Below are 23,656 nucleotides of genomic sequence, written 5' to 3'. Positions count from 1 at the left end.
CCTTCTGGGATGCGCGGGGTCCGGGCGGAACTACACCGTCCGGACGGTACATAGGTATACCGTCCAGACGGTGCAGTTCGTTCCCCGCCGCCGGTGTGAGGCCGGGCACGGCCGGTAGGCTGCGTCGATGGTCGATCGCCGGAACGCAGGACGACCGGCCCGCGACCGGATCCTCGACGCGTACGAGACGCTGCTGATCGAGCAGGGCCCCGGTGCGGCCACCCTGGACGCCGTCGCCGGAAGTGCCGGGGTCTCGAAGGGCGGGCTGCTCTATCACTTCGGCTCGAAGGAGTCGCTCGTCGCGGGGCTGCTCGACCGGCTACGCGAGCGCAGCGCGCAGGACGCCGAGCTCATGCGTGCCGACGAGTCCGGCGCGGTGGCCCACTACCTGCGGACGTCGGTACCCGGCGCCGAGTCGCCCGCCGGGCTGACCCGCAGCTACCTGGCGACGCTGCGGATCGCCGACGGCAGCAGCGCGGGCACCACCGCCCGGGAGGCCCTCGCGGCGGTGGATGCCGACGGCCTGGCCGTGCTCCGGGAGGAGATCGACGACCCGGTGCTGGCCTGGCTGGTGCAGCTCGTGGGCGACGGCCTCTACCTGCGCACGCTGACCGGCGCTCCGCTGACCGGAGGTGTCTCGCCGGAGGAACTGCACGACACGCTCACGGAGCTGCTCACCACGCGATCCCGGGCCGGGTGATTCGCCTGCGCGCAGAGCGCGTCGAGACGGTCGCTCAGGGTAGGCTCGACACCTGTTCACGCACGGGGAGGGGCCCACTGTGGAGGGAACCGGCAGCTACCTGACGCTGGTGGTCATCGGAGTGCTGATCACCGTCGGCGTCGGGCAGATCCTGCTGCGACAAGGGCAACCGTTCCTCGACGAGGTCTTCCAGAACAAGGAGAGCGCGCACTCCCTCAACCGGCTGCTGGTGGTGCTGTTCCACCTGCTGACGCTCGGCGTGCTCGGGATGATCTCGATCATCGATGTGACGGAGAGCGCCGGCCCGGCGCAGACCATCGTGTTCAAGCTCGGCCTCGTGCTGCTGATCGTGGGCATCGCCTACGGCGTCTCGATGCTGGTACTGCTGCGGCTCCGGGAGCGCCGCCGGCAGCAGACGGTCTCCGCCGAGATCGACCAGAAGATCGCCGAGCAACGGCGCGGGCCGGGCCGGTTCCGCCGGGGCGGCACGCCGGACCCCGAGCCGCGGACCCCGTCCGAGCAGCCCGAGGACTGACGCTCAGCGTTCCCCGTCCGGGAGAACCGCGAGCGGCCCGTCCGCCGGGTCCGGTCGCGGCCCGGTGACGAGCACCCGGTCGGCGAGACCGTCGCCGTCCAGATCCGACCAGAGCTCCGTCCCTCCCGGGGTGACGACGACGAGGGTGTCCGCCCGGCCGTCGCCGTCGGCGTCGCGGGCGGCGGGGCCCGACACCGGGACCTCCGACCCGGCCCGCAACAGGTCCTCCGGCCGGGGCGCCCGCGGGACCTGGACCGACTGCCACCACGGTGCCGAGCCGGCGACCGCCACGCCCGTCACGCCCCACGGCCACCGCACCGGGCCGGTGAACCCCGGGTCAGGCCGCACGCCAGGTCCCGGATCAGACGGCACCCCGCGGCCCGGGTCAAGCCGCACACCGGGTCCCGGGTCAGACCGCACCCCGCGGCCCGGGTCAAGCCGCACACCGGGTCCCGGGTCAGGCCGCACGACCCGCGCCCGCCCTGCTCGGCGCCGACCGTGCCCCGGTGACCACGGGCGCGCACACCCCCGCCGTTCGCTCGGCGTCGAGGGTCCGGCGGATCAGCTCGCGCTCCGCGGCGGCCAGCACGGCGGCCCGCACCCGGGCCGCGGTCTCCCGGGCCCGCGCGACACGGACCGTCCGCACCCGGGCCGCCACCGCCGCCCCGGCGAGCAGCGTCAGTCCGGACAGCACCAGGAGCAGGCCCGGCCCGGCACCCGGCAGGAGCCGCCAGGCACCGGCGATACCGGACAGCACGGAGCCCGACAGCAGGGTGCCGGACAGCACGGAGCCCGGCAGCACAGATCCCGGCAGCAGGGTGCCCGGCAGCAGCGGCCCGGCCGATCCGGGCCGGGCCGGACCGGCGGACCGACGCGGAGCCGGGAGCGTCGCGGCGGCCGCGGCGGCCAGAATCGGCGCGGCGCTTCGTGACCCAGCGTGAGTGATGTCCGTCACTCCGCTCCCCGTACGTCGTAGCGTCCGGGCCGACCCGGCCCGGCGCAGTGCGGGACCGCAGCGGCGGGCCCAGCCGTCGTCGAACTCGCGGGCGGGCCGGTGCAGCGCCGCAGCCCACCACGCGGGGTCCACCGCCCGCCCCGGTTGCCGTGCCGCCCGCTCCACCACGCCGTCCACCTGCGACGACAGCGTCGCGGCACAGTCCATTCTGGCCAGTGCGAGCACGGGGCGCAGCTCCCCGGAGGGGTCTCGTGGCGACATGCCGCGAGTGTCCTGCGCCCCGGACCGGCGAGGATGCGTAGGACTGCGCAACCACCCCCCGCAACCGGTGGGCACCGACGGTGGGCCAGGCTGAACCGCGACCAGGGAGCGGACGAATCAACCGACCGGGGCAACCCCCTCGACGCTCCGGACGTCTCAACGTATGGGTCCGAGGAAGCTGCCCGGCACGAGAACCGCAACCAGACCGCGACACCGTCGTTGGACGAGTAGAGCGGACCTGTATGGAGGAAGTGTGAGCGCCGTTACGCCCGCCCGCCCGGCCGTCACCCCCGAGTCGAGCGCACCTGCGCGCCCGGGGCACCAGACCGGCTCCGGCGTGGGACAGACGCCCCTCCCGGCGAGCCCTGCCCGCCCGACGAACGGCACCGCCCGTCCGTCGCAGCCGGAGGGCCCGGAGGGCTTCCGCCGGCCACGGCCGCGGCCGGCCCCGCGGCGCAGCCCCAACCCGGCGGTGTCGGTGATCGTCCCGACCCGCAACGAGGCCCGGAACCTGGAGATCGTGCTGCCGGCCATCGCCGCGGTGCGCCCGGCCGTGCACGAGGTGATCGTCGTCGACGGCAACTCGACCGACAACACCGTCGCCGTCGCGCGCCGCACGCTGCCGTGGGCCCGCGTGATCACCCAGACCCGCAAGGGCAAGGGCAACGCGATGGCCTGCGGCTTCACCGCCGCGACCGGTGACGTCCTGGTCATGTTCGACGCCGACGGCTCGGCCGACCCGAACGAGATCCCGGCGTTCGTCGACGCCCTGGTCAACGGTGCCGACTTCGCCAAGGGCAGCCGGTTCCGCAAGGGCGGCGGCTCGGACGACATCACGCTGCTGCGCAAGAGCGGCAACGCCGGTCTGAACGGTGTCGCGAACCGGCTGTTCGGCACGCACTACACCGACCTCTGCTACGGCTACAACGCCTTCTGGGCCGACCTGCTCCCGCAGCTCGAGCTCCCGGACCCGGCCGCCCCGCAGCCGGAGGACGGCGCGATGCTCTGGGGCGACGGCTTCGAGATCGAGACCGTGCTCAACTGCCGCGTCGCCGCCGCCGACCTCAAGATCACCGAGGTGCCGTCGGTCGAGCGCGAGCGCATGTTCGGCGAGACCAACCTGCGGACCTTCGCCGACGGCACCCGCGTGTTGCGTACGCTGATGTCCGAGCACCGTCGCATGGAGCAGCGCCGCAAGGCGTCGGGATACGCCCGCTGAGCACTGCTCGTCGACCCACCGGCACCACCCCGGCCAACGCCGTGGTGTGCGCTGACCCGAGGAGCGAGGACACCGTGAGCGCCCTGCCGACCGCCAGCGTGGTCATCTGTGTCTACACCGAGAAGCGCTGGTTCGACATCAAGGCGGCCGTCGACTCGGTGGCGGCCCAGGACGTCCACCCGGTGGAGACGATCGTCGTCGTCGACCACAACGACCGGCTCCTCGAGCGTGCCGAGCAGGAGTTCGGCCCGCGCGGGGTCACGGTCGTGGCGAACGAGCGGACCCAGGGGCTGTCCGGTGCCCGCAACACCGCGGTCGCCGTGGCCACCGGCGAGGTCGTCGTCTTCCTCGACGACGACGCGGCCGCGCGCCCCGGCTGGCTGGCCGCGCTCCTCGCGCCGTACGCCGACCCGGACGTCATCGGCGTCGGCGGGATCGCCCACCCGAAGTGGCCGGACGGCCGCCCGCGCACCCTGCCCGGCGCCACCCCGGCCGACCCGGACTCGACCGGCGAGCTGGACTGGGTCGTCGGGTGCACCTACACCGGCCAGCCCACCGAGCGGGCCGAGATGCGCAACCTCATGGGCTGCAACATGTCCCTGCGCGCCGAGGTGTTCAAGCGGGTCGGCGGCTTCGCCGAGGACATGGGCCGGATCGGCAAGAACCCGCTGGGCTGCGAGGAGACCGAGCTCTGCATCCGGGCCCGGCAGGCCTACACCGCCGACGGCCGCAACCCGCGGATCCTGTTCGAGCCGACAGCCGCGGTCGACCACCGGGTCTCCGACGATCGCGTCTCCTGGCGCTACCTGCTGCGCCGCGGCTGGGCCGAGGGCATCTCGAAGGCCGCCGTCTCGAAGGTCGTCGGCACCGGGGACTCGCTGTCTGCCGAGAGCAGCTACACGATGAAGGTGCTGCCCCGCGGTGTCGTCCGGGAGGCGAAGGAACGCAACCCGGCTGCTGCCGCCGCCATCGTCGCCTGCTTCGGGGTCACCGCCGCCGGGTACGTCCGCGGCAGGCTCCCCGGCGCGACCGCGCACGTGCGGCTGCCCGCCGCCGGCCGGAACACTCCCGGTGCCTGAGCAGGCGACACGGCCGCTCGACACCCGGATCCGCTCCTACGTCCACCAGCGCATCCGGCTCTCGGAAGGGCAGGAGTCGGCCTGGCGGCGGTTGTGGCCCGAGCTGGGTGGTGAGGTCGAGGACGTCCTGCCCGCGGAGGGCGAGCCGTACCGGGACCCGCGCGCCGCGTTCGGCCGGACGGCCCCGCTGGTCCTCGAGATCGGCTCGGGGATGGGCGAGACGACCGCGCTGCTGGCCGCGGCGGAGCCGGAGACCGACCACATCGCCGTCGAGGTGTACGAGCCGGGGCTGGCGCAGCTGCTGATGCGCATCGAGCAGGCCGGGCTGACCAACCAGCGGCTGCTGCGCGGGGACGCCGTCGAGCTCCTGGACCGGGCGATCGCCCCCGCGTCGCTGGACGGTCTGCGGATCTTCTTCCCGGACCCGTGGCCGAAGCGGCGCCACCACAAGCGACGGCTGATCCAGCCGGAGTTCATCCGGCTGGCCGCCTCCCGGCTCGTCCCGGGTGGGCGGTTGCACCTGGCCACCGACTGGCCGCACTACGCCGAGCAGATGCGCCGGGTGGTCACCGCGGAGCCGGCCCTGCGCCCCGACGACGCCTTCCCGATCGGGCCGGACGGCTGGCAGGAACGCCCCGGCTTCCGCCCGGTGACCAAGTTCGAGGACCGGGCGCATCTGGAAGGACGCCCGGTACGTGATCTGCTCTACGTGGTTGATCACGCGGGCGCCGCCACCGGATGACGGAGAGTGACGGGTTACGGTCGGGACGCCCCCCGAGATGTATCCCCTCCCCGCCGGGATGACCCCCGAAGGACGCCCGTGACGACGGTGGACCCCGCCGCGAGCAACCGACCCGGTCCCGCTCAGCCGACCCGGCCGGTCCGTCGCCCAGCCGGATTCCGGCCCAGCCCGACACCCCGCACGACACCCGGCCCGACACCCGGCCCGGCGCCCCGCCCGTCGCAGAGCACCGCGCCGAGCTCACCGCCGCCCGCGCAGCAGGGCGGCCGGGCGCCCGCGCCGCCGAGCGGTCGGGAGATCGTCGAGGAGGCGGAGCCGGCGACCGAGGTGGTCACCGTCGTCCCGCCCGCCGGTGCGGTCGAGGCCGCCACCGTGGCGGTGAGCCGCGCTCCGGCTGCCGAGGCGGACGCCACCACCGCCGTCCCCCGGGAGCTCATCGCCCGGGACCAGGCCGAGCGCGCCACGATCGCCACGCCGCTGCCCGAACGCACGACCGGCGCCGTCCCGCTGCGGCAGTCCGGGCAGGCCACCGTGCGCACCCTGGTCGACGGGCCGGGCGCCGGCGCGAGCGGTGTCGGGCCGGCGGCCGGGCCGGCATCCGGACCGGCGGGCTGCCCCGTCACCGGCCACGGCCGCTCCGGTGGGCACCCGCCGCCGGCAGGCGTCACCGACGAGCGGAACCCCGGCCCGGTCGACCCGGCCGCCGCCGAGACGTTCCTGCGCCAGGTCTATGCCGAGACCGAGCCGGAGGCCCCGTTCGCCGAACGGCTCCGCCAGGTCCTGGGCGAGATCGACCGGACGGGCACCTACGGGCACACCACGCACGAGCTGGTCTTCGGTGCCCGGATCGCGTGGCGCAACTCCGCGCGCTGCATCGGCCGGCTCTACTGGCAGTCCCTGCAGGTCCGCGACCTGCGGCAGCTGCACGACCCGGCGGACATCGCGCAGGAGAGCGTCGGCCACCTGCGCGCCGCCACCCGGGGCGGGAAGATCCGCTCCACGATGACGGTGTTCGCGCCGGACGCCCCGGGGCGCCCCGGGCCGCGCATCCGCAACGACCAGCTCGTCCGGTACGCCGGGCACCGCAACCCGGACGGCTCGGTCGTCGGCGACCCCGCGCAGGCCGACTTCACCGACCACGTGGCCGGCATGGGCTGGCCACGGCCGCAGCCACCGGGCCGGTTCGACGTGCTCCCACTGCTGATCACCGGCTCGGACGGCCGTTCCCGGCTGTTCGACGTCCCGCCGGACGCGGTGCAGGAGGTCCCGCTGCGACACCCCGAACACCCGTGGTTCGGGCGGCTGGGGCTGCGCTGGCACTCGGTCCCGGCGATCAGCAACATGCCGCTCGAGATCGGCGGCGTGACCTACCCGGCCACACCGTTCAACGGCTGGTACCTCGACACCGAGATCGGTGCCCGCAACCTCGCCGACCGGGACCGCTACGACCTGCTCCCGGAGATCGCGGAGCGGCTCGGCCTGGACACCCGGTCGGAGCGGACCATGTGGCGGGACCGGGCGTTGGTCGAGCTGGTCCGGGCGGTGACCTACTCGTTCGACGCCGACGGCGTCACCATGGCCGACCACCACACCGAGTCCGAGCGGTTCCTGCGGCACCTGGCGAAGGAGGAGGCCGCGGGTCGCAGCTGCCCCACCGACTGGAGCTGGATCGTGCCGCCGATGTCCGGCGGGCAGACCCCGGTGTTCCACCGCTACTACGACGAGCCCGACCCCACGCTGCGGCCCGCGTTCCTGGAGCCGAAAGGACTGGGCTGACGCCGCGTAGGAGGTCAGACCGGCGGTGGAGCCGCCAGGCCCGGCACCTGCCGGGTGCGCCCGCGGAACTCTGCGACGACCGTCCCGTCGCCGGCCCGGACCGTCACGTCGTACAGCCCGGAACGGCCTGCCAGCGACCGCTCCACGGCCTCGGCGCGCAGCACGTCCCCGGTCCGGGCCGGGCGCAGGAACGCGATGTCCGCGCCGGTCGCCAGGGCCGAGGTCCCGTGGGAGTTGCTCGCATACGCCATGGCCGCGTCGGCCAGCAGGAACAGGTAGCCGCCGTGGCAGACGCCGTGCCCGTTCGCGTGCTCGTCGGCGACCGTCATGACCGCGACCGCGCGGCCCGGCCCGACCTCCACCACCTCGACGCCCGCCGCCCGCGCCGCCCGGTCGGCCGCCCGCATCGCCGACGCCGTCTGTTCGGCGGTCCGCTGCGGATCCGGGGCTCCCGTGTCGCTCACCGGCCCAGTCTCCCGTCCGCACCGGCGCGGTCGTCCCCGGCACACCGGCGCGTCGGACCGGCGGTCCGGCGGCGACTAGGCTCGCCCACATGAGCAGCGGCACGGGGCATCACGTACGAGGCGTGCCGACAGGTCCCCTGGATCGGGTTCTGCTGGTCTGGGACGCCCCGAACATGGACATGAGCCTCGGCTCGCTGCTGGGTGCCCGGCCGACGTCGGCGTACCGGCCGCGGTTCGACGCGGTCGGCCGCTGGCTGCTGGACCTCGCCGGTCCGGATGCCGAGGCCGAGGCCTGCGTGTTCACCAACGTCGCCCCGGGCAGCATCGAGATCGTCCGTCCGTGGGTCGAGGCGCTGCGCAACGTCGGCTTCGCCGTCTTCGCCAAGCCGAAGACCAGCGAGGACTCCGATGTCGACGACGACATGCTCGCCCACATCGACCTGCGCGCCGGTGAGGGCAAGCTGCGGCACGTCGTCGTGGCCTCCGGGGACGGGCGGGCGTTCAAGGAGCCGCTGGAGAAGCTCGTCGACACCGCCACCGACGTCACGGTGATCGGGTTCCGGGAGTACGCCGGGTTCGCGCTGGCCTCCGAGGTGATCTCCTTCCTCGACCTGGAGGACATCGACGGTGTGTTCCGCGAGCCGCTGCCGCGGGTCTCGCTCGACACGCTGCCCGACGAGGGCGCCTGGCTGCCGCCGTTCCGTTCGCTGCGCTCGTTGCTGGACCGGCGCTGAGTGGGGTACTGACATGACGGTGCTGCAGCGGCTCAGCGCCCCGGTGGCGCTGAGCTGTGCCCCCGGGTTCCCGGTCGTCCGCGACGCGGTGCTCGACATCGACGACACCGGCCGGATCGCGTACTTCGGGCCGGCGCCGACCGCCCCGCCGACCGACGCCGTCGTCCGGCCGCTGCCCGGCCTGCTCATGCCCGGGCTGGTCAACACGCACTGCCACACCCCGATGTCGCTGCTGCGCGGGATGGGCGGCGACCTGCCGCTGATGCCGTGGCTGACCGACGTCATGTGGCCGGCCGAGGGCCTGCTGACCGAGTCCGACGTGCACGCCGGGATGCTCGCCGGCTGCCTGGACCTGCTGCGGACCGGATGCACCACCAGCGTCGAGATGTACTTCTTCACCGACGCGCTGATCGACGCCGTGCGGACCGCGGGCTCCCGCGCCGTGCTGACCCCCGGGATCATCGCCGCACCCGGCTGGGACCGGCTGGGGACGTGGGAGCAGATGCGCGACGACGTCTCGGCCCGGATCGACGCCGACGGCCTCGTCCCGGACGTCGACGGCCGGATCGAGCTGGGCTACGGGCCGCACTCGGCGTACACGCTGCCACCGGGAGCCCTGGAGTCGGTCACCGCGGCGGCCCGGGAGCGCGGCGCGCTGGTGCACACCCATGTCGCGGAGTCCCGCGGCGAGGACTCGCAGGTCCGGGAGTCGCACGGGTCGGTGCCGGCGATGCTCGACGCCGGCGGGGCACTCGGCGGGCGGGTGCTCGCGGCACACTCGGTGCACCTGTCCGACGAGGACATCGCGACCTACGCCCGGCACGGCGTCGCGGTCGCACACTGCCCCGGATCGAACGCGAAGCTCGCCGCGGGCACCGCCCGGCTGCTGGACCTGCGCCGCGCCGGGGTCCCGGTGGGTCTGGGCACCGACGGACCGGCCTCCTGCGACGACCTCGACCTCTGGCACCAGGCGCGGCTGGCGGGACTGCTGGCCCGGGTCGGTGCCGACGACGCCGCCGCCCTCACCGCGGCGGACGTGCTGCTGATGGGCACCGCCGACGCCGCGCACGCGATCGGCCGCGACGACCTCGGCGTGCTCGAGGCAGGCCGGCGGGCCGACGTGGTGCACGTCGACACCGACGACTCGGCGTTCGTCGCCCCGGAGGACGACGCCCAGCTGGTGTCCAACCTCGTCTGGGCAGGCGGGTCGCGGCTGGTGCGGGACGTCTGGGTGAACGGCGAGCAGGTCGTCGAGGGCGGCGAGCCGACGATGGCCGACCGCCGCGCCTCCCTGTCCGCGATCCGCTCGATCTCGGCCCGGCTGCGCCGGTCGCTGGGCTGACGGGGCGCTAGTCGCCCAGCACCGCCGCCAGGTGCGGGTCGGTGAAGCGGTGGTCCGGGTCGAACCGGTCGCGGACCTCGCGGAACGCCGCCCAGCCGGGGTAGGCGACGGCGAGCTCGTCCGGGCCCCAGTCGTGCCGGGTCGTCCAGCACGGCCGCCCCGCCGCGTCCTCCAGCACCGCACCGGCCAACCGGCGCATCGGTTCCTCGGCCGGGCCGCGGGTCCGGATCCGCAGGTAGGCGGTGGCCCGGCCGGCGGCCGGGTGGAGCAGGCCGGTCTCGGCGGGTCCGGTCCGCACCCGCACCGGGCGCAGCTCGTGGCCGCGGGCGGCGACGGCCGCACCCAGCTCGCGCAGCACGGTGCCGAGCGCGTCCCGGGGTACTGCCCACTCGGCCAGGTCCGGGTCCCACGGCTGCGGGTCCGGCAGTACCTCGTGCGGGGGTCCGGTGGTGCCGGGTGCCCAGCGCTGTGGCGGCGGCCAGGAGGAGCGCGACGACCACCAGGACGACGCCAGCCGGGACACCGCCTGCCCCCATCCGGCCTTGCCGTCGGCTCCGGTGTCGGTCTCCTCCGGATCGGGTTCGGCCCAGCGCAGGACCGCCTGCCCGGTGTGGACGGCGACATCGCACTCGGTCCAGGCGTGCACGTCCAGCTGGTCCCCGGCGAGCAGGTCGGCCAGGCGGGTCGCCTCCTCGTGCACCCGGAGCGACACCAGACCCACGGTGCGCAGCTCCAGCGCGGTGATCACGCCGAGCGCGCCGAGACCGCAGCGGGCGGCGTCCAGGTCCGGGCCGGTGACCTCGCGGACCTGTCCCCGCCCGTCGACCAGCCGGACGGCGAGCACCTGGTCGGACAGCGAGCCCGCGTCCGGCGCACCGCCGTACATGCCGAGCCCGGTGGCGCCGGCGATCGTCGCGCGCGGGGCGTCCGGGACCGTGGCGAGCGCCCGGCCGGACGCGGCCAGGGCGGCACACAGGTCGGCGACCGTCTCCCCACCGCGGACCCGGACGGTGCCCTCGGCGATCTCGACGACGCCGGTCAGCGCGGACGCGTCGAGCAGTACGTCGTCGGTGCGGACGAGCGGGCCCGGAGCCCGGCCACCGGCGCCGGTCGGGCGTACCGAGGTGTGGCGTTCGGCGGCACGGCGCACCGCGGTCACCACACCCGCCTCATCCAGTGGGCGGTCCGTACGACGGGGGCCGGTCGCCGCAGCATCGGTGCTCATCACAGGGAGCGTAGAACGCCCGACGTCACTGTGCGGAGCGATTCGTGTGCGCGCGGACGTGTCGGGCGACACGCCGGGGCCAGGAGCGGGACGGCGGAGGCTGCCGGGGCTGCTGGGACGGGAGAACACCCGCACCGGACCCTTGTGACCCGGACGGCCGCCCGATACGGTCACACTCCGTGGCGATCACGGCGCCACCCGAGGCCGGGACGACGGCGTCCCGAACCCGGCGGGTCGTACCGCCCGGAACCGCGCTCCCCACGGCTCCGGGTGCCGGCGCGACCGCACCCCGGTGCCGCACGAGACGTGCCCGTGGCGTGCGCGCATGCGTGGGCCGGTCCGGATTCGGCTCCCTTCCGAATTCCGGGCCCGGCCCTCGCCGTGCGTGCTGACGACCCTGCTCCCCAGCCGGTCGTCGTCACCCACCCCACGGCCCAAGGTCTCCGCGGGACGACATGTGCGGCCTGCTCCGGTCCCCACCGGATCGGGCCGCGAGTAGCGGCTTCATCTCCCGAGACGTGCCGGGAGCCTGCTGGTTGCCTGCGTTCTCCGCTCAGGCGCTACGGGTCAGACGATGGCGGCCCGCACCGTTCAGCAGGTCGGCGATCGCCGACCGGTCGGCCGCCCGCCCGGCGTCGCGACGGCGGCGCAGCATCGCCATCGCCGCGTCACCCACCTCGTTCCGGGCCTCGGGCCGGGCCGGCTCGGACTGGGCGGGGACCGGCGCCGCGAGCGGATCGGAGTGGAACTGCGCGACGCTGTCGGCGGTCTGCGCGATCTCGGGGGTCCGGCGCGTGGTGCGCAGGGTCCCGCGGTGCACCCGGCGGACGGCGTGACCCGCCGTCCCGGAGCGCTGCCGCTCGCGCCAGCCACCGACGGTGAGCGAATGGAAGATCGGGGTCTCCTCCTGGATCTCGTTGTGCGACTCGTGGCGGCCCGGGAACGGCCAGCCGTCCCGCCTGGCGCGCCGGTTCCGGATCGAGGACTCGAGACCGCTGCTGCCGGACTCGTGGTCGAACTCGTGCACCGCCGTACCTCCTGCTCCCCTGGTCGGTCATGAACCGCCGCACGGTCGTCAGAGACTCGACGTACCGCCGTTCGGCCCACTCACCCGGTCAACGGGTGACACACGAGCGGGGAAACGGCCGTTACAGCTTCTGTCGTAGTTCCGCTCGTACGAGTGGCGTAGCGACGCCGTCACGCTCCGCATCATGTACGGAGAGTGTTGATCCGGCGCTCCAGTGGACCAGCGAGTAACCATCTCCGCGTCGTACGGTCGCCCGGCGCGCATCGACGACCCCGGACGACGACCGATGATCAGCAGGTCGGCCACGAGGTCGTGCGGTGCGTGACGGGCGATCCACCCGGTCGTGCGCGCACTGGTCCTCGGGGTGTCCACTACACGGGTGTAGTTCGACGCCGGGTGATCACCAGCGGCGTGCGCTGCTCCGTACGCACGCCCGCTGGGCTGTCCGGGGGTCCCCCGGGGCTCACCGGATCGCGTCACGCGCCCGTCGGTCGGGATCGGGCTAGCGTCGGGTCCATGGCGGAGCGGAGTGGGCCCGAGGGCGCTCCGGCGGCAGCCGAGGACCCGCCGCCGGACGACCCGCCCGGCGCGGTCGGCGCCTCGGAGGGCCACCTCGCCTCGGAGGGCCACCTCCACGACACCCACCGCCCTGACACCCACGGCACCGACACCCACGGCACCGACGGCTCGCCGCCCGCCCCACCGGCGGAGCAGGACCCCGTCCCGCGCCGGTTCCGCCGCCCGCCACCACGGTCGGAGGTCCCCGCCCCGCTGCGGATCGCGTCCGAGGTGTGCGCCCGGATGCTGGTGATCGCGGCCGGGGTGGCGCTGTTGATCTTCCTGCTCATCCAGCTGCGGGTGGTCGTCATCCCGGTGGCGATCGCCGTACTCCTCGCCGCACTGCTGGCCCCGCTCGTCCAGTGGCTGCACGAGCGGCGGGTACCCCGCGGTCTCGCCACCGTGATCGTGATGGTCGGCGGGCTCGCCGCGCTCGGCGGGCTGCTCACCCTCGTGGTGAACACGCTGGTCGACGGCACCGCCGACCTGATCGGGCAGCTGACGATCAGCGTGGCGTCGTTGCAGGGCCTGGTGGACGCGACCCCGTTCGACGTCGACGTCGAGCAGGTCGGGGACCAGCTGCTACAAACCCTGCAGGACAACCAGCAGACCGTCACCTCCGGTGCGGTGAGCACCGCGGCGACCGTCGGGGAGGTCCTCGCCGGGTTCGCGCTGTGCCTGTTCGCGCTGATCTTCATGCTGTACGACGGCCGCCGACTCTGGGCGTTCCTGCGCCTGATCGCCCCCGCGCAGCGCCGCGAGCGGGTGGACGTCGCGGGGCGCCGCGCGTTCGCGTCGCTGGTCGGCTTCGTCCGGGCGACGGTCCTGGTCGCGATCGTGGACGCGATCGGGATCGGGCTCGGCCTGTGGATCACCGATGTCCCGCTGGCGGTCCCGTTGACGGCGCTGGTGTTCGTGGGTGCGTTCGTCCCGATCGTCGGGGCCGTGCTGACCGGCGCGATCGCCGTCCTGATCGCACTGGTCGCGAACGGTCTCCCGACGGCGCTGGTCGTGCTCGGCGTCGTGCTGGGGGTGCAGCAGCTGGAGAGCCACGTGCTGCAGCCGCTGCTGATGGGCCGGGCGGTGCGGCTGCACCCGCTCGCGGTCGCGCTGGCGGTCGCCGCCGGCGTCGTGATCGCCGGGATCACCGGGGCGCTGCTCGCGGTACCGCTGCTGGCGGTGCTGACGGCGGCGGTGCGCTCGCTGGTCACCCCGCACGAGGTGCCGGCCGAGCAGGTGAACCCGCTGCAGGCACGGGACGGGATCCCACCGGCGACGACGACGAGCTGAGCCGCTCACGCGTCCTGCCGCGCAGGCGAACCGGTGGGACGATCGCCGTCGTGCGATATCTCGTCACGGGAGCGACCGGATACATCGGCGGCCGGCTGGCGCCGCGACTGCTGGGCCACGGCCCGGAAGCCGACCTCGCGCCCGGCCCGGACGCCGGACCGGTGCAGGTCCGCTGCCTGGTCCGGGACCCTGACAAGCTCGCCGACGCTCCCTGGGCGGCCGACGCCGAGATCGTGCGTGGTGACCTGCTCGACCCGGCGAGCGTGCGGGCGGCCTGCGCGGACGTCGACGTCGTCTACTTCCTGGTGCACTCACTGTCCGGCTCCGACTTCGCCGCCACCGACCGGCGCGCCGCGCTCATCCTGGGCAAGGCCGCCCGGGCGGCGGGGGTCCGGCGGATCGTCTACCTGGGCGGGTTGCACCCGGACGTCGGACCGGGCCGGCTGTCGGCGCACCTGGCGTCGCGGGTGGAGGTCGGGGAGACCCTGCTGCGCTCCGGCGTCCCGACCGTCGTCCTGCAGGCCGCGGTCGTCCTCGGGTCGGGTTCGGCGAGCTTCGAGATGCTGCGCCACCTGACCGAGCGGCTGCCGGTGATGGTCACACCGCGCTGGGTGCACAACCGGATCCAGCCGATCGCGGTCCGGGACGTGCTGCGCTATCTCCTCCGGGTCGCCGAGCTCCCCGGCGAGATCAACCGGACGTTCGACATCGGCGGTCCGGACGTCCTCACCTACCTCGACATGATGCAGCGCTACTCGGCCGTCGCCGGGCTCTCCCGGCGTCGGGTGCTGCCGGTGCCGGTACTGACGCCCGCGCTGTCCGCGCACTGGATCGACATCGTGACCCCGGTGCCGAAGTCGATCGCGACCCCGCTGATCGAGTCGCTGGTGCACGAGGTGGTCTGCGCCGAGGACGACATCCGCTCCCTCGTGCCGGACCCGCCGGAGGGGCTGATCGGCTACGACCACGCCGCCGAGCTGGCGCTGGCCCGCATCACCGGGGGCGAGGTGGAGACCCGCTGGTCGGGCGCCGCCGTGGCGGACGTGCCGTCCGACCCGCTGCCCAGCGACCCCGCCTGGGCCGGCGGCCGCGTCTATCTCGACGAGCGCGAGCGGGACTGCGCGGCAGGCCCGGAGCGGCTGTGGCAGGTCGTGGAGGGCATCGGCGGCGAGCGCGGCTGGTACTCGTTCCCGCTGGCCTGGTCGGTGCGTGGGTGGATGGACCGGGCCGTCGGCGGGGTGGGCCTGGCCCGCGGGCGCCGGGACCCCGACGACCTGCACACCGGTGACGCCCTGGACTGGTGGCGGGTCGAGCGCATCCTGGAGCCGGGTGGACCCCGGCCACCGGACAGCGACGTGGCACCGGAAGCGGGGTTGCTGCGGCTGCGCGCCGAGATGAAGGTCCCCGGCCGGGCGTGGCTGGAGATGTCGGTGGCACCGCGGGACGGCGGCTCGAGCTACCACCAGCGCGCCGTGTTCGTCCCGCACGGGCTGCCCGGCTACCTGTACTGGTGGGCCGTCGCACCGTTCCACGGGATCGTCTTCGGCGGGATGGTCCGCAACATCACGCGGACCGCCGAGCGGTCCGGGCCCGCCGACACTGTTCCGGAGGCGTCTGCCGGGCGCCCGCCCCGGCGGCGCTCCCGGTTCGGACGGGCCGCCTGACCACCTCGCCGTTCGGCCGCCCGGTGCCGGCTACCCGCCGGTGTCCGGCCGGTCCGTACCTCCGTCGGAGCGGGCGACGGCATCGGTCCCGGCCTCCGTCCCGGTCCGGTCGCCGGCGTCGTGTGCGGCGTGTGCGCGCCGGAGCAGGTCCATGAGCCGGTCCTCCTCGCGGATGCGGGCGCGGTACTTCTCCGGCAGCTTCCGGATGACCGCCTCCTCCTCCAGGAGCTTGTTGTAGAGGCGCTCGCGCTGCTCGGGGTCCTTCTCGACGTCGAGGTACTCGGCGGCGTGGCGCCGGGCTCCCGACACCGCGTTCTGGCCGCGCCCCTTGGGGCTGAGCAGGGATGCGACGACCGTGACGGCCAGCACTCCGATGATCACGGTGAGGGACAGGCCGGTGCTGATCTCCACCACGCCGACCGGCTGTCCGTCGTTGATGAACGGCACGTTGTTCTCGTGCAGCGCGTGCAGGATGAGCTTGACGCCGATGAACGCGAGGATCGCGGCCAGCCCGTAGCTCAGATACACGAGCCGGTCGAGGAGCCCGTCGATGAGGAAGTAGAGCTGGCGCAGCCCGAGCAGCGAGAACGCGGTGGCCGTGAACACCAGGTACACGTTCTGGGTCAGGCCGAAGATCGCCGGGATGGAGTCCAGCGCGAAGAGGATGTCCGTTCCGCCGATGGCCACCATGACCAGCAGCATCGGGGTCATCATCCGTTGACCGTCCTTGACGGTGAACAGCTTGTCCCCGTCATAGGTGTCGGAGGTGTGGAACACCTTCTTGGCCAGCCTGATCACGAAGTTGTCCGCGGGCCGGCTCTCGGAGTCACCGGGCTTGAGCAGGTTCCCGGCGGTGATGATCAGGATGAGGCCGAACGCGTAGAACACCCACGCGAAGGTGTTGATCAGCGCCGCGCCCAGGAAGATGAACCCGGTCCGGGCGATCAGCGAGAACACGATCCCGAACAGGAGCACCTTCTGCTGGTCCGCCCGGGGCACCTTGAAGCTGGAGATGATGATCAGGAAGACGAACAGGTTGTCCACCGAGAGCGCCTTCTCGGTGACGTAACCGGCGAAGTACTCGGTGCCCATCTGCACCCCGCCGAACACCAGGACCGCGACGCCGAACAGGAGCGCGATCCCGACGTAGAGCGCAGACCAGATCCCCGCCTCGCGCAGCGTGGGGATGTGGGCCTTGCGCACGTGGAACACGAAGTCGAACGCGAGCAGTCCGACGATGAACGCGATGGTCAGCCACCAGATCCCGGCCGGCACACCCATGGAGACCCTCCGTCCGCTTCGGACCGCCGCAGGCGGACCGTGAGCCGATTCCTGGCCGGCCCGACCTTCGCCGACCACGGACGGGAGCGCAAACCCTGGCGTGCTCCGTCGCCCGACCGTGCGGGCCGGTCCCCGCGCGCCCATCATCGTGGTGACCGGCCACGGAGGGAGAGGACGACGCCCATGCCGCACGACCCGCCCGCGTCGACCGTCCTGGCCGGCCTCGACACGATCCGGGGCCGGCAGGAGGACCTCTACCGGGACCTGCACGCCCACCCGGAGCTGTCCCACCAGGAGCACCGCACCGCATCGGAGGTCGCGAAACGCCTGGCGGAGAGCGGGTTCGAGCTGCACACCGGGGTGGGCGGCACCGGGGTCGTCGGCGTGCTGGCCAACGGGGCCGGGCCGACGGTGCTGCTGCGGGCCGACATGGACGCCCTGCCCGTCGAGGAGACGACCGGGCTGCCCTACGCCAGCACGGTCACCGTGGACGGGACACCGGTGATGCACGCCTGCGGGCACGACGTGCACGTCACCTGCCTGCTCGGCGCGGCCGAGCTGCTGGCAGGCGCCACCGGGCAGTGGGCGGGCACCGTGATCGCGCTCTTCCAGCCGGGTGAGGAGGTCTCCGACGGGGCCCGCCGCATGGTCGACGACGGCCTGGGCGACCTCGTCCCGCGGCCCGACGTCCTGCTCGGGCAGCATGTCCTGCCGATGCGGGCCGGAACCGTCGGCACCAACCCGGGACCGACCCTGGCGGCCGGGGACAGCATGCGCATCACCGTGTACGGGCGGGGCGCGCACGGCTCGATGCCGCTGGCGGCGATGATCGTCGTACGCCTGCAGACCGTCGTCGCCCGGGAGGTCGCGCCGGGGGAGGCGGCCGTGCTCACCGTCGGCAGCATCCGGGCCGGCACCAAGAGCAACATCATCCCGGACCGGGCCGAGATCCAGCTCAACATCCGGACCTACGACGAGCGGACCCGCTCGGACGTGCTCGAGGCCGTCCGGCGCATCGTCGATGCCGAGTGCCGGGCCTCGCGGTCACCGCGCGACCCGGACGTCGAGCTCTTCGACCGGTACCCGGTCACCGACAACGACGCCGCGACCACCCGCACGGTCGCCGAGGCGTTCACCGCGTACTTCGGGGACCGTGCGGGCGAGCTCGGTCGCTGGACCGCCAGCGAGGACTTCAGCGACCTCACCGGCGCGTTCGACGGCGTCCCCTACTCCTACTGGGGTTTCGGCGGTGTCGACCCGGACACCTACGACCGGGCCGCGCGACAGGGGCGGGTGTCGCAGGACATCCCCGCCAACCACTCCTCCGGCTTCGCGCCGGTACTTGATCCGACCCTGGACACCGGAACGGAGGCGCTGGTCGTCGCGGCGCTGGCGTGGCTCGCGCCGCACGATCGGTGACGGGCGTCAGTCGCGGGGACGGCCCGGCGGGGACGGTGCCTGGAGGTTGAACCAGACCCCGGCCATCCGGACGGCGAAGCAGGCACCGATCGCGCACAGCGACATGAACAGGCCTTCGAAGCCCAGCCTGATACTGACGACCATGACGGTCGCACCGATCAGCGCCGGGATCGCGTAGAGCTCGCTCTGCAGCACCGACGGGATCCGCCGGACGAGCGTGTCCCGGATCGTCCCGCCGCCCACGCCGGTGACCGCGCCCAGCACGATCGACGGGCCGATGCCCAGCCCGGCCGCGAGCGCCTTGGTCGCGCCGATGGCCGCGAACGTGCTCAGCCCGATCGCGTCCAGCACGTTGATCGGCATCTCGAGCCGGTCCAGGTGCCTGCTCAGCAGGAAGGCGATCAGACCGCCCGCGAGGGCCAGGGCCGGGTACCGCCAGTCGAGGAAGGCGGCCGGCGGCACCGACCCGATGAGCACGTCACGCAGGATGCCGCCGCCCATCGCGGTGATCATGCCGAGGGTCAGGACGCCGACGATGTCCAGCCGGGCGATCCGCACCGCGGTCAGCGCGCCGTTGAGCGCGAACGCGAACGTCCCGGCGAGGTCCAGGATCAGCAGGATCGGCGGCTCGCCCGCCATGAGTCACCTCCCGCGTCCGGCCGGAGCGTCCCGGGGTCATGATCCGGCCGGGACCATCATGGGGGGAGCGGGACCGTCACGCCGGGCCGACCTCGCCCATAACCGCGGTAGGGGGTCAACCGCGATCCGGCCCGGCGAGCGCGTCGCGCAGCACCGCGGACTCCCGCTCGGAGACGGAGCGGGCGAAGTGCAGCAGCACCGTCTCGGTGTCCTCGTGGGCGTCCAGCAGGTCCCGCAGCTCCCGCGCGGTCTCCTCCTCGCGGCTGGCGGCGGGCCGGTAGCGATAGGCGCGGCCCTCGAGCTCACGCCGGACCCAGCCCTTGCGGTGCAGGTTGTCGAGCACGGTCATGACCGTGGTGTAGGCCAGCGGACGGGCGGGGGCGAGGTGGGAGCGGACCTCGCGAACACGACACGACGCGTCGACGGACCACAGCACGTCCATCACGGCGGCCTCGAGTTCACCGAGTCGACCTCGCATGTTGCCTCCCGGTGCCACAGAGTAACCGCAACCCCCCATGCGCACCGGTCGGACTCACCCTGTCGACATGCTGTGCTCCGGGGTCAGCAGCCGCGGGCAGGGGTCGAGCGTCACCCAGCGTCCACCGTCTGCCTCCACCTCGGGCAGTGCCGCGCGCACCTCGCTCGCGAGGTCGGGCAGGAACAGCACCACCCGGTCCGGGCGCAGTGACACCAGCTCGGCAGGCGAGACGATGGGGACGTCGGTGCCCGGCATCCGGCGGCCCTGCTTGGCCGGCGATGCGTCACCGACGGCGGCCAGCAGGTCCGCCCGCATCCCGGCGCGGCAGACCAGCGGCACCGCCCGCGACGCCGCGCCGTACCCGGCGACGGTCCGGCCTGCCGCCCGCTCGGCCTCCAGCCAGGTCCGCAGATCGTGGGCACCGTCGGCGGCCGCCTGCAGCCGGGCGAGCCCGCCCGGATCGGTGACGCCGAGCTCGTCCTCCTCGGCCAGCAGCCGCCGGGTGTCGGCGTCCGGCTCGGCGCCCTCCCGGGCCGTGACCAGCAGCGTGCCGCCGGACAGCGGGTACCACCAGGCACGGTGCACGCCGAGGCCGTGCCGGCGCAGGGCCGTGTCCAGGGCGGGCAGCGACCAGTAGGCGTAGTGCCCGTGGCGCAGGTCGTACCACTGGCCGTCGCGCAGCACGGTGCCCAGCGGCAGCAGCTGCAACGCCAGCGTGCCGCCCGGCGCGAGCAGCTCGACCCGGCGGCGCAGTGCGCTCTCCTGGTCGGGCTCGTGCAGCAGGCCGTAGAAGTCGACGACCAGGTCGGCGCGGCCTGCGGCACCGCGGGCCGCGGGATCGACGTCCCGCATCCCGCGCCCGGTCAGCCGGGACAGCCACGACTCGCCGTGCGGGCTGCCGAACTCGGCGACCGTCCCGCCGGGCCGGACCAGGCCCTCCCGGGCGAGGCGGCCGACCGCGCGGTCACTCTGCTCGGCGACCGCCCGGGGCTCGACGCCGGGCAGCTCCTCGACGGCGCAGGCGTCGGTCTCCAGCTGGGCCAGACCGCAGGCGCGGCACAGCCACATGCGCAGCGGGGACGCCGGATCGGGGAGCGGGGTGCCGGCCCACGGCATGCGGTCCCACGGGGGTTGTTCGCCGAGATCCAGGACGATCTCGCCCCGCTCGTCGCGGCAAGCGCGGCAGTGCATCCTCACCGTCTCCTCGTCCCGATCGTCGGTCCACTATCGGCGATAGTAGTGAGCGATTCGGAGAGCCCGTCGTCAACCCGTTCGGAGCAGCGACCTCTCGCCCTGCGTCACTGCGCGCAGCCTCGCTCGTTGTCGTCCCAGGTACGAGAAGCAGACCTGCCGGGCCACGCGTCGCGCGGAGTGACCGGCGGGGACGAGGGGAGCGGCCGGTGCACGTCGTGGCGACCGTGGTGCCGGACGCGCTGCTGCTCGACCCCGGTCCGGTGCCCGAGGCGCACGCCTCCGGCCCGGTCGACGCGGCCACGTTCGTCGTGCGGCGACGGCGACGACCGGCCCGCGACGCCGTGTACGGGTTGCACGGTCACCCCGACGACCAGGTCCTTCTCGGCGTGCCCCGCGGGAGCGGCTACGCCGTCCTGATCGACGCCCGGCCCGACGCGCAGACGTTCGGCCGGCTCGCCGTGGCGCTGCTGGACGGCCGCCGCACGCTGCTCGTGCCGCCCGGCTGCCTGTACGGGGTGCAGGCGGTCTCGGACGGCACGCTCGTCGAGGTCCGGTCCCCGGCCCGCCCGTCGCGCCGGGACCGGCTCGGCGCGGACCCGGACGATCCCGGGCTCAACATCCGGTGGCTGCGGCCCCGCCCCGTCCGGACGCCCGACGCCGACCGGTCCTGGGCCGCCCTCTGCGCCCGGCTCGGCGCCCCGGCCGGGCCCCGCCGGGACCGCGTCACCCTGTGGTGACCACGTTCTGGACGTGAGTGCGGCCACAGCCGCCCCGGCCGGCCAGGAAGATCACGATTCGATCACGTAATGTCGCCCACCGGCCCGGATCGACGACGCCCCAGGCCGCCCACCGGCACACACCGTGCCGACGTCGAGGTGAGGGGTGTTGACGTGCTCAGCGAACGCGAGGTCCGCCGGCTGCACGAGATCGAGCTGCAGCTGCGGCTCACCGATCCGCGCCTGGTCCGGCGCTTCGCCGCCCTGACCTCCGGCGCCCGGTCCCGGAGCGGTCCGGCCCCGGCGGCCGGGCGCGGCACCGGGCGGTCGGTACACCGCGCCGGACCGCTGCCGACCGCCCTGCTCGGGCTGTCCCTGCTGATCCTGCTGGTCGGTGCGCTCGCGGTCAGCGTGCCGGTCGTGATCATCGGCATCGTCCTCGCCGCTCTGTCGCTGGGCGTAGCGGCGACAGTCGTCCCGTCACCCCGCCCCGGCACCGCCTGACGTCCCTCGTCCCGACCTCGCACACAGCTCCGGGTCCGGGTCCGGGTCCGAAACGAATCGCAGGGCGCTGACGAGTCGTCCGGCGGGGCCGGACCACCGGAGCGAGGGCGCCATGACGTTCGACGATCAGTCCACGACCGACACCACCGACGTGCTGGTCGTGGGGGCGGGCCCGGTCGGGCTGACCGCCGCCCTGGAGCTGCGCAGGCGGGGCGTCGCCTGCCGCATCGTCGACGCCCTCGACGCACCTCCGCGCTACGCCAAGGCGGTCGGTGTGCAGCCGCGCACGCTGGAACTCTGGGAGTCCGCCGGAGTGCTGGCCGACGCCCTCGACGCCGGCATCCCGATGCTCGGCCAGCTCGTGTACCGCAACGGCGAGCTGGTCTCCACACTCGAGTTCGCCCTCCCACCGGACATGCCGTTCGGTTTCCTCGCCCTGCCCCAGTACGAGACCGAGCGGATCCTCTCCGAGGCGCTGGCCCGGCACGGGACGCGCCCGGAGCGCGGCACCACGCTGACCGGCTTCATCCAGGACGAGGACGGGGTCACAGCCCAGCTGCGCGGCCCGTCCGGGACCGCACGCGTCCGCGCCCGCTACCTGGTCGGCTCCGACGGCGCGCACAGCACGGTCCGCAAGGGCCTGGGCCTCACGTTCGAGGGCGGCGCGTTCGCCGAGGAGTACATGCTCGGCGATGTCGAGGTCGACTGGTCGCTCCCGGCCGGGTTCGGCGTGCGCGCCACGCACGAGGCCGGCGGCACGGTGGACGACGCGCTGGTGTGCATCCCCCTGCCCGGCCGCAACCGCTACCGCATGTCGATGCTGACCCCGCCCGAGCTGGCGACACCGGCTCCGGGCCGCGACCAGGTCGCACACGGCTTCGAGTCGGGCCGGCAGCCCGGGCTCGCGCACATCCAGGCCGTCCTCGACAGGCTGGCGCCCGAACCGACCACGGCACGCGACCTGCGCTGGTCGTCGGTGTTCCGGATCAGCCACCGGATCGTCGACGCCTACGGCCGCGGTCGCGTGTTCGTCGCGGGCGACGCCGCGCACATTCATCCGCCCACCGGCGCCCAGGGCATGAACACCGGGATCCAGGACGCGGTCAACCTCGCCTGGAAGCTCGCACTCGCCGTCCGGAACGCAGCGGCACCGGGGCTGCTGGACAGCTACGACGCCGAGCGCCGCCCGGTCGGCGAGGAGGTCGTCGGCCGCACCGTCCGTGCCGCCGCGACCGGGGTGCTGATCGACCCGCACGATCCGTTCCGCACCGTCCGCCGGGAAGCCCAGCTGCTCGTCGGGTACCGCGGCAGCCCGGTCGTCGGCACACCCGACGCCGGTCTCGCCCCGGACGCGCCGCAGGCGGGCGACCGCGCACCCGACGCCCGCGGACTACGCCGCGACGTCGCACAGTTCCCGCTCCGGCTGTTCGAGCTGCTGGCGGGCCCGACCCACACCCTGCTCCTCTACGCCGACACCGACGAGACCGCCGCGCTGCTCGACAAGGTGCTCGACGCGGTACCGGCCCGGGCGGCCGGGGCGCTGGCCGCCTACGCGGTGCTCGCGGACGGTATCGACGGGTCGACGGTTCAGGTGCCGGTGCTCCGCGATGCCGCCGGGGAGTTCCGCGCCGCCTACCGGGCGGGCGACGGCACGACGGTGCTCGTGCGCCCGGACGGCTACATCGGCCACCGCGGGGCGACGCCCGACGCGGACGCGGTGCGGACGTGTCTGGCCGCGGTGCTGCGCGACTGATGCCGGGCGCTCGAGGTCCGTCGCGCCGGTAGCGGGTCGACCGGCTGCGGATGCGGCGGCAGTGGTGTACGTCACACGGGTCCCGAGTCACGGAGCGGAGG

Annotated in this window: 23 protein-coding genes; 14 read left to right on the top strand and 9 right to left on the bottom strand. The window is 74.1% G+C overall.

Going from position 1 to position 23,656, the window contains the following annotated elements; all coding sequences use genetic code 11:
• Positions 1–127: 127 nt before the first annotated feature.
• Both JOF36_RS03105 and JOF36_RS03100 read left to right on the top strand, forming a co-directional pair.
• Positions 128–700, top strand: coding sequence for a TetR/AcrR family transcriptional regulator (locus JOF36_RS03105; protein WP_245350650.1), 573 nt, complete (start codon positions 128–130; stop codon positions 698–700).
• A 79-nt stretch (positions 701–779) separates the two neighbouring features.
• The gene (locus JOF36_RS03100; RefSeq protein WP_210024916.1) at positions 780–1,235 is read left to right on the top strand and encodes a hypothetical protein; all 456 of its coding nucleotides are present in this window, start codon (positions 780–782) and stop codon (positions 1,233–1,235) included.
• 3 nt (positions 1,236–1,238) lie between these two features.
• Here the strand turns inward: JOF36_RS03100 and JOF36_RS03095 are convergent, their stop codons facing one another.
• The gene (locus JOF36_RS03095; RefSeq protein ID WP_210024915.1) at positions 1,239–1,583 is read right to left on the bottom strand and encodes a DUF6802 family protein; all 345 of its coding nucleotides are present in this window, start codon (positions 1,581–1,583) and stop codon (positions 1,239–1,241) included.
• A gap of 109 nt (positions 1,584–1,692) precedes the next feature.
• Entirely contained in the window at positions 1,693–2,451 is a 759-nt protein-coding gene (locus JOF36_RS03090) for a hypothetical protein (RefSeq protein WP_210024914.1), read from the bottom strand.
• A 337-nt stretch (positions 2,452–2,788) separates the two neighbouring features.
• Between JOF36_RS03090 and JOF36_RS03085 the strand changes: the two genes are divergently transcribed.
• The 4 genes from JOF36_RS03085 (at position 2,789) to JOF36_RS03070 (ending at position 7,267) form a co-directional block, all read left to right on the top strand.
• Positions 2,789–3,670, top strand: coding sequence for a glycosyltransferase family 2 protein (locus JOF36_RS03085; RefSeq protein ID WP_307862187.1), 882 nt, complete (start codon positions 2,789–2,791; stop codon positions 3,668–3,670).
• A gap of 74 nt (positions 3,671–3,744) precedes the next feature.
• Positions 3,745–4,749 carry a glycosyltransferase family 2 protein gene (locus JOF36_RS03080; RefSeq protein ID WP_210024913.1) on the top strand — a complete coding sequence of 335 codons (1,005 nt, stop codon included), beginning with the start codon at positions 3,745–3,747 and terminating at the stop codon, positions 4,747–4,749.
• Complete coding sequence (trmB, locus tag JOF36_RS03075; RefSeq protein WP_210024912.1) at positions 4,742–5,491, top strand: tRNA (guanosine(46)-N7)-methyltransferase TrmB; 750 nt, start codon at positions 4,742–4,744, stop codon at positions 5,489–5,491. Before JOF36_RS03080 ends, trmB begins: the two co-directional genes overlap by 8 nt.
• Positions 5,492–6,031: 540 nt before the next feature.
• The gene (locus JOF36_RS03070) at positions 6,032–7,267 is read left to right on the top strand and encodes a nitric oxide synthase oxygenase (RefSeq protein ID WP_210035085.1); all 1,236 of its coding nucleotides are present in this window, start codon (positions 6,032–6,034) and stop codon (positions 7,265–7,267) included.
• A 14-nt stretch (positions 7,268–7,281) separates the two neighbouring features.
• Here the strand turns inward: JOF36_RS03070 and paaI are convergent, their stop codons facing one another.
• Positions 7,282–7,674, bottom strand: coding sequence for a hydroxyphenylacetyl-CoA thioesterase PaaI (gene paaI / locus JOF36_RS03065; RefSeq protein WP_210035084.1), 393 nt, complete (start codon positions 7,672–7,674; stop codon positions 7,282–7,284).
• A 146-nt stretch (positions 7,675–7,820) separates the two neighbouring features.
• Between paaI and JOF36_RS03060 the strand changes: the two genes are divergently transcribed.
• Together JOF36_RS03060 and JOF36_RS03055 are read left to right on the top strand one after the other, a co-directional pair.
• Complete coding sequence (locus JOF36_RS03060) at positions 7,821–8,465, top strand: NYN domain-containing protein (RefSeq protein ID WP_245350648.1); 645 nt, start codon at positions 7,821–7,823, stop codon at positions 8,463–8,465.
• Positions 8,466–8,478: 13 nt separating this feature from the next.
• Entirely contained in the window at positions 8,479–9,807 is a 1,329-nt protein-coding gene (locus tag JOF36_RS03055) for an amidohydrolase family protein (RefSeq protein ID WP_210024911.1), read from the top strand.
• 7 nt (positions 9,808–9,814) lie between these two features.
• Here JOF36_RS03055 and JOF36_RS03050 read toward each other — a convergent pair whose 3' ends face one another.
• Both JOF36_RS03050 and JOF36_RS03045 read right to left on the bottom strand, forming a co-directional pair.
• Complete coding sequence (locus JOF36_RS03050; protein WP_210024910.1) at positions 9,815–11,032, bottom strand: D-arabinono-1,4-lactone oxidase; 1,218 nt, start codon at positions 11,030–11,032, stop codon at positions 9,815–9,817.
• Positions 11,033–11,585: 553 nt separating this feature from the next.
• Positions 11,586–12,059: a hypothetical protein gene (locus JOF36_RS03045; protein WP_210024909.1), complete on the bottom strand. Its 474-nt coding sequence runs from the start codon at positions 12,057–12,059 to the stop codon at positions 11,586–11,588.
• Between the two features lie 516 nt (positions 12,060–12,575).
• On the opposite strand from JOF36_RS03045, the gene JOF36_RS03040 reads away from it, so the two are divergent.
• Together JOF36_RS03040 and JOF36_RS03035 are read left to right on the top strand one after the other, a co-directional pair.
• Positions 12,576–13,907: an AI-2E family transporter gene (locus tag JOF36_RS03040; protein ID WP_245350646.1), complete on the top strand. Its 1,332-nt coding sequence runs from the start codon at positions 12,576–12,578 to the stop codon at positions 13,905–13,907.
• Positions 13,908–13,957: 50 nt separating this feature from the next.
• Positions 13,958–15,571 carry an SDR family oxidoreductase gene (locus tag JOF36_RS03035; protein ID WP_210024908.1) on the top strand — a complete coding sequence of 538 codons (1,614 nt, stop codon included), beginning with the start codon at positions 13,958–13,960 and terminating at the stop codon, positions 15,569–15,571.
• 30 nt (positions 15,572–15,601) lie between these two features.
• Here the strand turns inward: JOF36_RS03035 and JOF36_RS03030 are convergent, their stop codons facing one another.
• Complete coding sequence (locus JOF36_RS03030; protein ID WP_210024907.1) at positions 15,602–16,852, bottom strand: TerC family protein; 1,251 nt, start codon at positions 16,850–16,852, stop codon at positions 15,602–15,604.
• 183 nt (positions 16,853–17,035) lie between these two features.
• Here JOF36_RS03030 and JOF36_RS03025 point away from each other — a divergent pair, with 183 nt between their 5' ends.
• Positions 17,036–18,271 carry an amidohydrolase gene (locus tag JOF36_RS03025; RefSeq protein WP_210024906.1) on the top strand — a complete coding sequence of 412 codons (1,236 nt, stop codon included), beginning with the start codon at positions 17,036–17,038 and terminating at the stop codon, positions 18,269–18,271.
• Between the two features lie 6 nt (positions 18,272–18,277).
• Here JOF36_RS03025 and JOF36_RS03020 read toward each other — a convergent pair whose 3' ends face one another.
• The 3 genes from JOF36_RS03020 to JOF36_RS03010 form a co-directional block, all read right to left on the bottom strand.
• Complete coding sequence (locus tag JOF36_RS03020; protein ID WP_210024905.1) at positions 18,278–18,910, bottom strand: trimeric intracellular cation channel family protein; 633 nt, start codon at positions 18,908–18,910, stop codon at positions 18,278–18,280.
• 115 nt (positions 18,911–19,025) lie between these two features.
• Entirely contained in the window at positions 19,026–19,388 is a 363-nt protein-coding gene (locus JOF36_RS03015) for a BlaI/MecI/CopY family transcriptional regulator (protein WP_210024904.1), read from the bottom strand.
• Positions 19,389–19,442: 54 nt separating this feature from the next.
• Positions 19,443–20,579, bottom strand: coding sequence for a class I SAM-dependent methyltransferase (locus JOF36_RS03010; RefSeq protein ID WP_210024903.1), 1,137 nt, complete (start codon positions 20,577–20,579; stop codon positions 19,443–19,445).
• Between the two features lie 209 nt (positions 20,580–20,788).
• On the opposite strand from JOF36_RS03010, the gene JOF36_RS03005 reads away from it, so the two are divergent.
• From JOF36_RS03005 to JOF36_RS02995, 3 genes are all read left to right on the top strand, one after another.
• Positions 20,789–21,319, top strand: a complete 531-nt coding sequence (locus JOF36_RS03005; RefSeq protein WP_210024902.1) for a dTDP-4-dehydrorhamnose 3,5-epimerase family protein — start codon at positions 20,789–20,791, stop codon at positions 21,317–21,319.
• Positions 21,320–21,472: 153 nt separating this feature from the next.
• Positions 21,473–21,802, top strand: coding sequence for a DUF3040 domain-containing protein (locus JOF36_RS03000; protein ID WP_210024901.1), 330 nt, complete (start codon positions 21,473–21,475; stop codon positions 21,800–21,802).
• A 112-nt stretch (positions 21,803–21,914) separates the two neighbouring features.
• The gene (locus tag JOF36_RS02995) at positions 21,915–23,555 is read left to right on the top strand and encodes an FAD-dependent monooxygenase (protein ID WP_210024900.1); all 1,641 of its coding nucleotides are present in this window, start codon (positions 21,915–21,917) and stop codon (positions 23,553–23,555) included.
• The last annotated feature ends 101 nt before the right edge of the window (positions 23,556–23,656 follow it).

The sequence above is a fragment of the Pseudonocardia parietis genome, from assembly GCF_017876315.1.
GTDB lineage: Bacteria > Actinomycetota > Actinomycetes > Mycobacteriales > Pseudonocardiaceae > Pseudonocardia > Pseudonocardia parietis.
This window is presented reverse-complemented; position numbering and strand designations above follow the sequence as displayed.

Excerpts from the sequence above, each read along its gene's own strand:
- JOF36_RS02995 (WP_210024900.1), top strand. The coding sequence starts at position 21,915 with ATGACGTTCGACGATCAGTCCACGACCGACACCACCGACGTGCTGGTC.
- JOF36_RS03050 (WP_210024910.1), bottom strand. The coding sequence starts at position 11,032 with ATGAGCACCGATGCTGCGGCGACCGGCCCCCGTCGTACGGACCGCCCA.
- JOF36_RS03040 (WP_245350646.1), top strand. The coding sequence starts at position 12,576 with ATGGCGGAGCGGAGTGGGCCCGAGGGCGCTCCGGCGGCAGCCGAGGAC.
- JOF36_RS03105 (WP_245350650.1), top strand. The coding sequence starts at position 128 with ATGGTCGATCGCCGGAACGCAGGACGACCGGCCCGCGACCGGATCCTC.
- paaI (WP_210035084.1), bottom strand. The coding sequence starts at position 7,674 with ATGCGGGCGGCCGACCGGGCGGCGCGGGCGGCGGGCGTCGAGGTGGTG.
- JOF36_RS03010 (WP_210024903.1), bottom strand. The coding sequence starts at position 20,579 with ATGCACTGCCGCGCTTGCCGCGACGAGCGGGGCGAGATCGTCCTGGAT.
- JOF36_RS03090 (WP_210024914.1), bottom strand. The coding sequence starts at position 2,451 with ATGTCGCCACGAGACCCCTCCGGGGAGCTGCGCCCCGTGCTCGCACTG.
- JOF36_RS03055 (WP_210024911.1), top strand. The coding sequence starts at position 8,479 with ATGACGGTGCTGCAGCGGCTCAGCGCCCCGGTGGCGCTGAGCTGTGCC.
- JOF36_RS03025 (WP_210024906.1), top strand. The coding sequence starts at position 17,036 with ATGCCGCACGACCCGCCCGCGTCGACCGTCCTGGCCGGCCTCGACACG.
- JOF36_RS03060 (WP_245350648.1), top strand. The coding sequence starts at position 7,821 with ATGAGCAGCGGCACGGGGCATCACGTACGAGGCGTGCCGACAGGTCCC.
- JOF36_RS03030 (WP_210024907.1), bottom strand. The coding sequence starts at position 16,852 with ATGGGTGTGCCGGCCGGGATCTGGTGGCTGACCATCGCGTTCATCGTC.
- JOF36_RS03015 (WP_210024904.1), bottom strand. The coding sequence starts at position 19,388 with ATGCGAGGTCGACTCGGTGAACTCGAGGCCGCCGTGATGGACGTGCTG.
- JOF36_RS03020 (WP_210024905.1), bottom strand. The coding sequence starts at position 18,910 with ATGGCGGGCGAGCCGCCGATCCTGCTGATCCTGGACCTCGCCGGGACG.